Origin of the sequence: Trueperella bialowiezensis (assembly GCF_900637955.1) — a bacterium.
GTDB lineage: Bacteria > Actinomycetota > Actinomycetes > Actinomycetales > Actinomycetaceae > Trueperella > Trueperella bialowiezensis.
This window is the reverse complement of sequence record NZ_LR134476.1, coordinates 411,579-423,666: the sequence shown is the minus strand read 5'-3', so window position 1 is coordinate 423,666 and position 12,088 is coordinate 411,579. Positions and strand designations below refer to the sequence as shown.

8 protein-coding genes are annotated in these 12,088 nt (G+C 60.3%); 6 read left to right on the top strand and 2 right to left on the bottom strand.

Features of this window, described 5'->3' with window-relative positions; genetic code table 11:
* Positions 1 to 12 precede the first annotated feature (12 nt).
* Positions 13 to 654 (top strand): coenzyme F420-0:L-glutamate ligase, encoded by a 642-nt coding sequence (locus EL234_RS01970; protein WP_126415893.1) that lies wholly within the window; start codon positions 13 to 15, stop codon positions 652 to 654.
* Between the two features lie 14 nt (positions 655 to 668).
* On the opposite strand, the gene proC is transcribed toward EL234_RS01970, so the two are convergent.
* Positions 669 to 1,478 carry a pyrroline-5-carboxylate reductase gene (gene proC / locus EL234_RS01965; protein WP_126415892.1) on the bottom strand — a complete coding sequence of 270 codons (810 nt, stop codon included), beginning with the start codon at positions 1,476 to 1,478 and terminating at the stop codon, positions 669 to 671.
* 162 nt (positions 1,479 to 1,640) lie between these two features.
* On the opposite strand from proC, the gene EL234_RS01960 reads away from it, so the two are divergent.
* Entirely contained in the window at positions 1,641 to 2,282 is a 642-nt protein-coding gene (locus tag EL234_RS01960) for a hypothetical protein (protein WP_126415891.1), read from the top strand.
* Positions 2,283 to 2,294: 12 nt separating this feature from the next.
* Here EL234_RS01960 and EL234_RS01955 read toward each other — a convergent pair whose 3' ends face one another.
* Entirely contained in the window at positions 2,295 to 3,560 is a 1,266-nt protein-coding gene (locus EL234_RS01955) for a peptidoglycan bridge formation glycyltransferase FemA/FemB family protein (protein WP_126415890.1), read from the bottom strand.
* 95 nt (positions 3,561 to 3,655) lie between these two features.
* Between EL234_RS01955 and murJ the strand changes: the two genes are divergently transcribed.
* The 4 genes from murJ (at position 3,656) to EL234_RS01935 (ending at position 12,023) form a co-directional block, all read left to right on the top strand.
* The gene (gene murJ, locus EL234_RS01950) at positions 3,656 to 5,611 is read left to right on the top strand and encodes a murein biosynthesis integral membrane protein MurJ (protein ID WP_126415889.1); all 1,956 of its coding nucleotides are present in this window, start codon (positions 3,656 to 3,658) and stop codon (positions 5,609 to 5,611) included.
* A 208-nt stretch (positions 5,612 to 5,819) separates the two neighbouring features.
* The gene (locus EL234_RS01945) at positions 5,820 to 6,677 is read left to right on the top strand and encodes a hypothetical protein (RefSeq protein WP_126415888.1); all 858 of its coding nucleotides are present in this window, start codon (positions 5,820 to 5,822) and stop codon (positions 6,675 to 6,677) included.
* Between the two features lie 553 nt (positions 6,678 to 7,230).
* A complete protein-coding gene (gene ileS / locus EL234_RS01940) occupies positions 7,231 to 10,437 on the top strand; it encodes an isoleucine--tRNA ligase (protein ID WP_126415887.1) in 3,207 nt (1,068 codons plus the stop codon).
* Complete coding sequence (locus EL234_RS01935; protein WP_241969058.1) at positions 10,434 to 12,023, top strand: bifunctional folylpolyglutamate synthase/dihydrofolate synthase; 1,590 nt, start codon at positions 10,434 to 10,436, stop codon at positions 12,021 to 12,023. The genes ileS and EL234_RS01935 overlap by 4 nt, the downstream gene beginning before the upstream one ends.
* Positions 12,024 to 12,088 lie beyond the last annotated feature (65 nt).

Sequence of the window (12,088 nt, the reverse complement as noted above, 5' to 3'; positions counted from 1 at the left end):
TACACTGACCCCATGAGCAGTGAGCCAGCGAACCAAACCCCGCCAGTTTCGCCGACGACGCGCGTGCAAGCCGTCGCCGTGCCCGGCATCCCGACGGTGACGAGCGGGGACGACCTAGCGGCCGTCATCTCCCCACACCTCAACGTACTGCAGTGGCCCGATGGCTATGTGGGCTTGCGGGGCGACGACGTCGTCGTCATCGCAGGCAAAATCCTCGCCAAATCGCAAGGTCGCTGGCATCGGGAAGGAAACGAGCCCGACGGCTTTCGTACCCGCACCGGCATTCCAGCCAAACTCGGGCTGAAAGAGCCCGCCGAACCCGATTCCGCCGCCGCGCAAATCCGGCGCGGGTTAGCAGCGCGTTTTGGCGGCAGGCCGGGAGTAATCATCACCGGCTCCGGTGGGAACGGACAGTGCGGAGTTGATACCCTGCGCGGAGCAGGCAAGCAGAGTGGAACCGCTGAGCAGCGCGGCGTCGTCGACGTTGCGCTCGGATCCGCAGGACTCGACCTCGTTCACCGTAGCGGCATGGCGGTCGCGGATGCGATCGCGGCGCTCGCGGGCGTCGTGGCGATGAGCCAGCCGGACTGCCCGGTCGTCGTCGTACGCGGAATCCCAGACGTCATGACGTGGGAAGACCAGCCGGAACGTTAGGAGTTCGCGGAAGGTCAGGAGTTTGCGACCTCGTGGTCGCGCGCAACCGCCGCCTTGACCCCGGCTACCACGGCAGGCGTGAAACCGGCGTCCTCCATCGCGATGAGCCCTGCGATCGTGGTGCCGCCCGGGGAGGTCACCTGATCACGCAGCTCAGCCGGCGTGTGCGTGCCCAGCGAATCGAGCACGAGCTGCGCGCTGCCCAACACGGCCTGCGCGGCAATCCGGCGCGCCTCGGGAAGCGTAATTCCCTCGGCGAGGGCCCCGCGTGCCAGGGCGTCGATATACGTGTACGTCCACGCGGGCGAGGCGCTCGCGATAGCGGAGAAAGCCGCCATGTCCTTTTCCGCGAGTACGGTGGTGAGCCCGACGGCATCGAACACCTCTCGTACGGCGGCCAGCTGTTCGGAGCTCGTGGCCGAGTTTGCACATAGAGCGCTCATGCCCGCGCCGATCTGCGCGTTGACGTTTGGCATCACTCGAACAGCGGCCGTGCCCTCCGGTAGCGCGTCCTCGAGGGTGGAAAGCGGGACTCCAGCGGCGATAGACACGACAGTCTTGCCCGCGCACGCCCCAGAGATTTCGTTGAGCACCGGTGCGATCTGATGGGGCTTCACCCCGACGACGATGATCCCGCCGTCGTCAACCGACTCGGCGAAGGCCTTGTTGCCCGCGACGAATCGCACACCAAGCTCGTTGGCGCGCTCCTTGCCGAAGTCGGCGTCGACATCCGTGACCACCACGCGGTCAGGATCCACGCCCCCGCGCAACACTCCGCGCGCGATCGCACTGTTCATGTTTCCAATTCCAAGAAAACCAAGCATGTGCCCATTTTCGCACACAGCAACCGGTGATGTGCAGGCGCAGGCGTTGTGTACCCGCGCGAGAGACTGAGGCGACACTTGGGTGCGGCGGTTGTGGCGCGGGGCGTCGAACGTCGTCGGCGTAGATTACGATAACGTAGCTAGGAACGAAGGAGACGGGAAATGGCACCGAACGCACAACAAGCCGGGCGAAATTTGTGGGCGCTCTTCATCTGGGCATACCGGGTGGCAATTGCTGGCTTTTCTGGCTGGTACACCTACTATTCGCTGAGCGTGTTCCACGACTGGAATTTCGTGTCGAACTTTGCATTCCTCACTCAGTGCACGGCGCTTCTTGTTTTCGTGTACTACGCGGCGTGGGCCATTCGGGCACTGCTCAATGGCGTGCGCAAGGTGGCGGACTTTCCCGCAGAAATCCGAGGTTTCATCGTGCTACTTGCCGCAATGGTGGGTATCATTTTCAATGCGCTCCTCGGCCCAGCAGAAATTTGGCCGTCGAAAGTCTCGCACATCATCATCCCCGTGCTCGTGGTGGGAGACTGGCTTGTGTGCCGAACCAACCAACACCGCCTGCGCCCGTGGGTGCCGCTCACGTGGCTCGTGCCTATCGTCGTCTACCTCGGCTACTACATCTGGTTTTCCACGAGCGGAGGATACGCGCCGCCCTACCCGTTCCTTGACCCTTCCGCATCTGATTTCTTACGCTGGGTGGCCATCCTCGCGCTGGCCTTCCTCGCGGGTGGGTACGTGGTGTACGGCGTCGGCAAAATCGGGGCGCGAGCCGGCCGGGCACGAACCAGGTGATCAGGCGCTTACTTAACGGCAACCGGCGAGAGCCGCCAGCCGTGGGCGGACTGCCAAATGATAGGTGCCCACAAACTCTTCGACGTTACCGTTCAACAACTCCTTGAACTGCAAGACGGGTGCGTCCGGCGCTGAACTATCCCAAATTCCGGAGATCCCGAACGTGTTGTAAATATCCATGCCGCGGTCGCATGCCTCTTTGAAGAATGCGCGCTCCACCGGATAGTCGCGTAGGTAGTCCTGGAAACGCTTGTCCATCGCTCCGATCATGAGCACCAATTCATGGTCCACGTAAAAACCTACGGCACAATTGATCGGGATCTCCTCGCCATACTCCGCGAGCGTGCTACGGGCTGCCTCCAGTTGCGTGTCAATGTGTGCGAAGCGCTGAGCAATCTCACCGAGCTCCCGATCCCGATTCTTTGTAGCCTTGCGAGTAAGTAGCTCTTCTTGCCGTTTTTCCAATTGAGCACGCTCAGCACTCAGCTGCTCGATGTAGTGGCCCGGACGCAAATACGCGATTCCCAAAGCGGCGTTTTCTTCACCGAACTGACGCAAAAACTCCCGATACGACTCATGCATCCGCTGTGAATAGGCCGTCATTCCTGTTCGTGCCACAGTGAGCTCGTGCAGGCGTTCAAATACCTCCCACTTGTCCGGGCCTTCCATTACGGTTTCCACGCCGTAGCGGCCTTCGTGCCGGAAACGACGCCGTAGCCCTTTCGCGAGCGTCGGAAGCGCCTCGTCAAAAGTCAGCCCAGAAATATTCTTTGTGTAGATGAAACGCACACTCACCGCAGGATCTTCATAGAACTCTTTCTCTTCCCGGCGCGCTCCCAATTCAACCATTATTCTTTCGAAGCTGTCAGCCACCTCGTTCGATGACGTCGGAACTCGCGAGCCAACGTCATAAAAATTCCGCGCCAAAATCGGATTGAACGTAAGACTAATGACCCTACTATGCTTCTTAAGATGAGCGACTAGACCGGTGAGGAAAGCGCGCGCGACGGCGTCGTCGCACCAGTCTAGAATTGGACCGAACGGAATACGCGCGACCTGAAACACCTTACGCCACGGTGTAAACAGCACGAGTGCCACGCCGTGACACGTGAACACGTCACCGTCATCATCGACAAGCCCTACAAGTTCCACCTCACGCCCAAGATTCTGGTAAGCGCGGAAGAACTCAACGGATTGGGTTTGGAAACGCCGGAGCTCGGAAGTCTCGGTAAACTGCGAAAACTCTTCGGGTGAGAGAGTGCGGAACGTCAAAGTCATAGCCGACATGCTACCCGACCCACATGGCGAGCGTAGTCAACCTAGGCGCCTATGTGGTGAACCGATCTGTACACAATATGAACTACGATGGCCGCATGCACGAAGAAAGCAGCTACCGGCCACGCCACGGCAAAACCCGTGATGTTAGTACGCGGATTAAAACGCAGATCGATGATCTGTTTGCCGAAGCCGACTGGGTACGAAGCCCCGACGTCGCTGGTGTACCTCAACCCGGAGGAGTACAAGAGGCCGGCGGGGTAGCAGCTGCTACTGGTGCAGATCCGGATGCGGACGGCAAAGCTGGTGCGGACGGCGAAGCTGGTACGGACGGGGAAGCTGGTGCGGCTGGCAAAGCCGGTGAGGGTGGTGCAGCTGGGGAAACGAAGCCAGAAAAACGAACCTCAGTTGGCAAATCGTCGCTGACGATGGCACTTGGCACATTCACATCCCGCGTGCTCGGACTCGTACGCTCACCGTTACTCATGGGAGCCGTCGTAGGTCTGACCGGTCCGGTGTCCGACGCCTTCGACATCGCCAACAAAATCCCCAACCTGCTCTACATGATCATCGCAGGTGGACTCGTTAACGCAGTCCTCGTGCCCGCGATTGTGCGAGCGATGAAGAACTCCGAAGACGAAGGGCAGTCCTTCATCAACAAGTTGCTCACCATGTCGATCACGCTACTGGGGGCGATCACGCTCGTCGTCGTCGCCGCTGCACCCATCATCGTGAAATTCTACGCCGCCACGATGAGCCCCGAGTGGTACCACCTCACCGTACTGTTCGCCTACTGGTGCCTGCCACAAGTGTTCTTCTACGGCATGTACACAATCTTCGGGCAGATCCTCAACGCACGGGAAAACTTCGGGCCGTACATGTGGGCGCCAGCCCTCAACAACGTCGTGGCGATCATCGGCCTCGTCGCCATGCTCGGCATCTACGGGCGGGAAGACCCCACCGCAGTATCGTCCGCAGCCGAGTGGATGGGTGATCGGGCAATCATGCTCGCCGGCGTGTCCACCCTTGGCATTGCCGCACAAGCACTCGTGTTGATCATCCCCATGTACCGAGCCGGTATTCGTTTCAAACCCGACTTCCACTGGCGCGGATCCGGACTCGGGCGAGCCGGGCGCGTGTCGCTGTGGGCGCTGGCGACCATGCTCGTCGGCATGGTCTCCGGAATGATCGAATCAAACATGGCCGCCGGAGCCACCGCTAGGGGACTAGCCATGGGCCTGGAAACAACCGACGTGGCAGGAAATTTCGCCTACAGTACCGCCTACTCGATCTACTCACTACCCACCTCACTCATCACCGTGTCGATCACCACCGCGATGTTCACACTGTTCACCAAATCTGTGGTGGATCGGAACATCGTCCGGCTCAAAGCTCAAATCTCCACAACACTCAAAGTGGTCAGCATGTTCAACGTTCTGGCCACCGCCGGGATCGTTGCTCTCGCACTGCCCATCATGCGACTGCTCGGGCCTGTTGCCGAGCCGAATGAGGTCGCCGCACTCGCCCGCGTTCTGACCACGATGTCATTCGGCCTCATCGGCATCGGCATTGTCAGCGTACTCGACAAAGTGTTTTACGCAATGGAGGAAACTCGCACCGTCTTCTTCATCGGTCTGCCCTTCCAATTTTTGGGCATGGCCGGTTTCCTCATAGCAGGCCAGCTGGATCCGCGGTGGACCGTTGCGGGTATCGGCGTCGTCATGTCAGTGACCAACCTGCTATCGGCAGCACTCACCTTCTATGTGCTACGTCGCAGGCTCGGCTCACTCGACACTCGGGATCTGATCGCCACCCACGTAAAACTCATCGCGATCGGCGCGATCATGGCGGGTATCGGCCTTGTGCTTGTGCGTGCGGTCGGCACCGATCTCCTTGCCTCGAGCGTTCCCGCATCGTTTGGCGCAATCGTGGTGATCGGCGTCGTGATCGTCGCCGGATTCTTCCTCCTCATGAAAGCCTTCAACATGCCCGAATACGACGAGGCGAAACGCTACGCGCGGCGGATTCTCGGGCGCTTCACCCGCCGGCGTTAGGTGCGCACTCGCGTTTTTGCTGTAGTAGCAGAAACGGGGAGGTTCGGGGCCCTTGAGTTCGCCAAAACTGCTATATAAGCAGAAACGAGAGGGTTTGGCGGCGTCGTGATCCGTCTTTTGCTTATCCACAAGCCTCCAAACGACGGCGTCTTCCACAGATCACCGTAACGCCTGTGAGCTCGAATACGAAATATTAGAAGATGCTCGCATGGGATTCTATCGTCGCCGCCAGATCAACAACATGCGTGAATTCTTGCCGCACATGGCTGGGCACAGGTTCACGCGGGTCTTCAAAGACACCTATGTGAGTTCTGACGTCACGCTCTCAACCCGGGTCGTCGCAAGTGCTGCGCTTGACGCATACCCACAATTGGTCATTACAGGGCTCAGCGCTTTACAGCTTCGCGGCATCGACGTCGGCCCGATACTTCCACTTCATGTGGCATCTCCTCAACAGGTGCGCGTCAACAATATGGTGTGGCATCCGGGCGAGCGGGAACACAGCGGCGGGATCGCAGCCCTCGGCGACGCCCTCACAGACACGACACTGTCTGACGGAGACATCGTCATTGTCTTCGACGAAATCCAACGCAAACAGATCCCTCTCACCGACATCGACAGACGAAGCATAATGAACTCTCAACGCCTGAGAGAACTGTTCGCGAAATCCGTTGACGATTCCGGTTCGCGGCGTGAGTCGGCTACGCGTTTTATCTTGGAATCTGCGGGATTACCAACTTTAGAAACACAAATCGAAGTGTACAGTTCCGATTCTCTACATGAGTTCATCGGGCGTGCCGACATGGGGAACAGACAGTACCAGATCCTTATCGAGTATGAAGGCTACGGCCACTTTGGCAACAAGGACCAATCAGTCAAAGATATCGCCCGGTACGCTCGGATGGATCACGAAGGATGGGCGGTCGTGCGCGTCCCAGGGGAGTACATGTGGAAGCCGCATAAACTCGTGGCGTGGGTTGCCGAGTTCTTTCGTAAGCGGGGGTGGCGGGGTCGGCCGCGATGTGACATGAGCTGGCTAGCTGGTCTTCCGACCATCACAGCCTGATAAGGCTTTAAGTGGGGCCCGCTGGGCGGCGTCGAGTCCGGCAGAATTGCTATATAAGCAGAAACGGGGAGGTTTGGCGGCGTCGAGTCCGGCAGAATTGCTATATAAGCAGAAACGACGCTGTTTGACGCCGTTGAGTTCGTCAAAACTGCTATACAAGCAGAAACGACGCCGGGAGGCTGTAGAACGACGCCGGGAGGCCGCCGATCCTTGGCTCACGTGAGATTGAGCGCACGGTTACAGCAAACGCGGTTGGCTGGGCTAGACTGATCGCTGGCTATGATCCGGCAATCACCGGGGAGCTTCCGGAAGAACGGCAAGGCTAGCACCGCTGAGTGCAGCAGAAGGCGGCCAGCTCAGTAGAACCGGGCGGATGGACTCGTGATCGTCCCCAATAAGCGGCCGAAACGGCGAGCTTGGCAACAGCACAGTGGCTAAGCAGGCGTTGTCGGCAAGCGAGGTGGTACCGCGGCATAAGTCGCCCTCGCCTAGACACTTCACGAACTGGAGGAGTGCGGGGCGGGCAGCCTCGTACTTCAGAGGAGAGGTACGGATGGCTGACCAGGCTAAATATCAATTGCATCGCGAGCAGGACGTGGTGGCGTCCCCGAATTTCCCCGAGCTTGAAAAAGACATTTTGGCCTACTGGGAAGCTGACTCCACGTTTGAGGCATCGGTTGATCAGCGTGAGGGCGAGGAGTTCGTCTTCTATGATGGTCCGCCGTTCGCTAACGGTCTACCGCATTACGGGCATCTTCTGACGGGTTACGTGAAGGACGTCGTCGCACGCTATCAGACGCAGCGCGGCAAGAAGGTCGAGCGCGTGTTTGGTTGGGACACCCACGGTCTGCCGGCGGAGCTCGAGGCGGAGCGCATGCTGGGCATCGAGGATAAGTCTGAGATCGACGAGATGGGCATCGAGAAGTTCAACGATGCTTGCCGTGCCGGAGTGTTCAAATACGTCAACGAGTGGGAAGAGTACGTTAATCGGCAGGCGCGCTGGGTGGATTTCCGCAACGGCTATTCCACGTTGGAGCCCACGTACATGGAGTCGGTGATCTGGGGCTTTAAGCAGCTGTGGGACAAGGGCCTGGTGTACGAGGGGTATCGCGTGCTCCCGTACTGTTGGAATGATCAGACTCCGCTGTCGAATCACGAGTTGAAGATGGACGACGACGTCTACCAGGATCGTCAGGATACGACGGTGACGGTGGGCTTGCGTTTGGAGTCTGGCGAGTTGGCGCTGATTTGGACGACGACGCCGTGGACGCTTCCGGCGAACCTCGCGATCGCGGTGGGCCCGGACGTGGATTATGTGACGGTTGTTCCCGACGACGGTCCGCTGGCTGGCGAGAAAGTTCTGCTGGCGAAGGCCCTGGTGGGCTCGTATGAGAAGGAGCTGGGGGAGGACCCGCGCGTCGTCGCTGAATATAAGGGCAGTGACTTACAGGGTAAGCGCTACAATCCGATTTTTGACTATTTCAGCCGGGAAGAGGCGAAGCCGGGGCCGAATGCGTGGACGATCCACACGGCAGACTACGTGTCGGTGGAAGACGGCACGGGCCTGGTGCATATCGCGCCCTATGGTGAAGAGGATATGTTCGTGCTCGCCGAGGCGGGTATTGAGGTTGTGGAAACGGTGGACGCGGCCGGTAAGTTCATGGCGAATACCACCGACTACGTGGGCCAGAACGTGTTCGAGGCGAACCGGCCGATCATCAACGATCTCCGCGATGGCACGGGCTCACAGGAGCGGATCGCGCCCGAGGTGCGGGCGGTGCTCGTGCGCGAGCAGTCGTACGTGCATTCCTATCCGCATTGCTGGCGTTGCCGCAAGCCGCTTATCTACAAGCCGGTCACCTCGTGGTTTGTGGCTGTGACGAAGTTTAAGGATCGGATGGTTGAGCTTAACCAACAGATCACGTGGCAGCCGGAGCACATTAAGGACGGTATTTTCGGTAACTGGCTGGCAGGTGCTCGCGACTGGTCGATTTCGCGTAACCGCTACTGGGGTACGCCGATCCCGGTGTGGAAGTCGGATAACCCGGAATATCCGCGTGTTGACGTGTATGGATCTTTCGCTGAGATCGAGAAGGACTTCGGGCGCCTGCCGCGTAACCGTCAGGGCGAGCCGGATTTGCACCGGCCGTTCGTCGACGAGCTGACCCGCCCGAATCCGGATGATCCGACGGGTAAGTCGACGATGCGCAGGATTGACGACATCTTGGACGTCTGGTTCGATTCGGGCTCGATGCCGTTCGCGCAGAAGCACTACCCGTTTGATAACCAGGAGTGGTTCGAGTCGCACTTCCCGGGCGACTTTATCGTGGAGTACATCGGCCAGACCCGCGGGTGGTTTTACGTCATGCACGTGCTGTCGACCGCGATTTTCGATAAGCCGGCGTTCACGTCCTGTATTTCGCACGGTATTGTGCTGGGCAACGACGGGCGGAAGGCCTCCAAGTCGCTGCGCAACTATCCGGATCCGATGGAGATGTATGACGTCTACGGTTCGGACGCGGTGCGCTGGATGCTCATGAGTTCGCCGGTTTTGCGCGGCGGCAACCTCGTGGTCAACGAGGAAGGTATCCGCGAGGCGATGCGGCACGTGATCTTGCCGCTGTGGAACACGTGGTACTTCTTCGCGCTCTATGCCGGCACGTGTAATGGCGGGAAGGGTTACGTGGCCAAGCCGATCGACGTCGCCGACGCCGACGTGCTGGCTGGCCTCGACGTCATGGACCGCTACCTGCTGTCGCGGACGAAACTGCTGGCAGATTCTGTACGCGAGCACCTTGACGGCCTCGACATTCCAGCGGCAGCGAAGGACATCCGCGACCACATTGACCTGTTGACGAACTGGTACGTGCGTACCTCGCGCGACCGTTTCTGGGACGAGGATCATCGCGCGTTCGACACGCTGTACACCGCACTGGAAACGCTCATGCGGGTCACTGCCACGTTGCTGCCGATGGTTGCGGAGGAAATTTGGCGCGGCCTGACGGGCGGGCGTTCGGTTCATTTGACGGATTGGCCGATCTGGCCGAACGACGTCGTCGATACCGAACTTGTGGAGCAGATGGACGAGGTGCGCGACGTCGTCTCGCATGCTCATTCGCTGCGTAAGGCGAACCAGTTGCGCGTGCGTCAGCCGCTGCGGTCGCTGACTGTCGTGACGAACCTGGATCTGGGTAAGTTCGCTGATCTGATCGCTTCTGAGGTGAACGTTAAGGAGGTGCGTATCCAGACGGCCGAGGAGTCCGGCTTGGAGGTGCGCCACGAACTTGCCGTGCTGCCGCGCGAGTTGGAGCCTGAGGTGCGCCGGCACACGTCCGCACTGTTCAAGGCAGCGCGTGAGGGCAAGTGGGAGAAGGTCGACGGCGGAGTGCGCATGTTGATCGAACCGGAAATCGTGCTCAAGGACGGACAGTTTGAGGCGACGACGGCGGTCGAGGCCGACGAGGGGCAGGTTGCCGACGTGCTCAGTTCCGGGGCGTTCGTCGTGCTTGACACCGTTCTGGATGCCGAGCTCGAGGCCGAAGGTTATGCTCGCGACGTCGTGCGCGCGGTACAGGATCAGCGCAAGGCTGACGACCTGCACGTTGCCGACCGCATCCGCTTGACGCTGCGCGTGCCCGACGAGCACGTGGCGGCCGTCGAAGCGAATATTGACATGATCGCAGCCGAAACCCTGGCATTGGAGACCTCCGTGTCGGGCGGAGCGAGCAAGATCGAAGCAACCGTGGAGAAGCTTGCGTGAACCAGCGACCAGACGAGCCTGAGTTGAGCGACGACGAGCTGGGCGGCGAGGAGCCCGAGCTCACTGCGGAGGAAGAACAGACGCAACGAGCACTTGAGGCGCTGTTGCGCTCCCCGCTCGTGGCCGGGCCTGATCCGAGCGTCATCGACGACCTTTTGGCCGAAGACGACGCCGAGGCCTCGCCTTCCGCCGCGAGCGCCGGTGATCCCACAGCGGAGCTGGCTGAAACTGCCAAGCTCGACGAGCAGGTGGCCGAGATCTACGCGCAGATTTTGACGCGGGCTCCCGAGCACAAGGTGCAGCCGTCCACGCAGCGCGTTGTTGACTGCTTGGACATGATGGGCAACCCGCAACACCAGTACCGTGCGATTCACATCACGGGCACGAACGGGAAGACCTCGACGGCCAGAATGATCGAGGCGCTGCTGCGCGAGCGCGGCATACGCACCGGCCGGTTCACCTCTCCGCACCTGAACTCGGTGCGCGAGCGGATCTCGATTGACGGGCAGGCGATTTCTCGCGAAGGTTTCATCCAGGCGTGGCAGGACGTGGCTCCGTTCGTTGAGATGGTTGATGCGCAGTCGGCAGCGAACGGCGGGCCGCAGATGAGCTTCTTTGAAGTGTTCACCGTCATGGCCTTCGCAGCGTTCGCGGATGCGCCGGTTGACGTGGCCGTAGTGGAAGTTGGCATGGGCGGCCTGTGGGATGCGACGAACGTGATCGACGCCGATGTCGCCGTCCTCATGACCGTGGCACGTGACCACGAAAAGTGGCTCGGCGCGCAGCTGACCGATATCGCCCGCGAAAAGCTGGGCATCCTCAAACCGGGCGCCACGCTTATCAGTGCGCCTCAAACGCCCGACGTGAGCGAGCTCGTTAAACAGGCGGTGGCGAAGAACCGGGCAACACACGTGCAGTACGGGAAGCACCTCGAGGTGCTTGAGCGCGAGCCAGCCGTTGGCGGCCAGATGCTGACCGTGCGCACGCCGTCGGCAGTGTACGAGGACGTTCCGCTTGCCATGTACGGCAAATACCAGGCCGAAAATGCGGCGATTGCGCTCGCGGCCGTAGAAGCCCTGTTTGGTGGGGGTGCGTGGAGTGGCGACGTCGTCGAACACGCCCTCATGGCAACGAATTCGCCCGGACGCATGGAAGTGATCAAGAACTCTCCGCTCGTGATCGCCGACGCCGCGCATAATCCCGCCGGCGTGCAAGCAACAGTGGAGGCCCTCGACGAGTCTTTCCCCGGCACTCGCGTACTCGTGTTCGCGGCGATGGCGGACAAGGACGTAGAGGGCATGCTTTCCGTGCTCGAGCCGAACGTTCATTCCGTGGTGGTGACCGAGCTGCATTCTGAGCGAGCGATGCCGATTGACGAGGTCGCGCAGCTGGCGCGGTCGGTGTTTGGCGAGGATCGGGTGGCCGTGGAGCCGCATTTGGATTCGGCGATCGTGTATGCGGCGGATGTGGCTGAATCGGTGGATCCGGAGGAGGTGACCACCCCGTCGGTGATCGTCATGGGCTCGGTGATTCTTGCTGCCGAAGCGCGCGCGGTGATGGGCCGGCCAAGCGTGGACGAACCCTAGCCTAGGGACGTCGCGTTTGCGGGGTTCAGTGCATTCAGTTCCGGGGGTACACGTTGCGTTCCTGG

Bases quoted from the DNA above. Each gene is read 5' to 3' on its own strand.
- ileS (WP_126415887.1), top strand. From the start codon at position 7,231: ATGGCTGACCAGGCTAAATATCAATTGCATCGCGAGCAGGACGTGGTG.
- proC (WP_126415892.1), bottom strand. From the start codon at position 1,478: ATGCTTGGTTTTCTTGGAATTGGAAACATGAACAGTGCGATCGCGCGC.
- EL234_RS01945 (WP_126415888.1), top strand. From the start codon at position 5,820: ATGGGATTCTATCGTCGCCGCCAGATCAACAACATGCGTGAATTCTTG.
- EL234_RS01970 (WP_126415893.1), top strand. From the start codon at position 13: ATGAGCAGTGAGCCAGCGAACCAAACCCCGCCAGTTTCGCCGACGACG.
- EL234_RS01955 (WP_126415890.1), bottom strand. From the start codon at position 3,560: ATGACTTTGACGTTCCGCACTCTCTCACCCGAAGAGTTTTCGCAGTTT.
- murJ (WP_126415889.1), top strand. From the start codon at position 3,656: ATGCACGAAGAAAGCAGCTACCGGCCACGCCACGGCAAAACCCGTGAT.
- EL234_RS01960 (WP_126415891.1), top strand. From the start codon at position 1,641: ATGGCACCGAACGCACAACAAGCCGGGCGAAATTTGTGGGCGCTCTTC.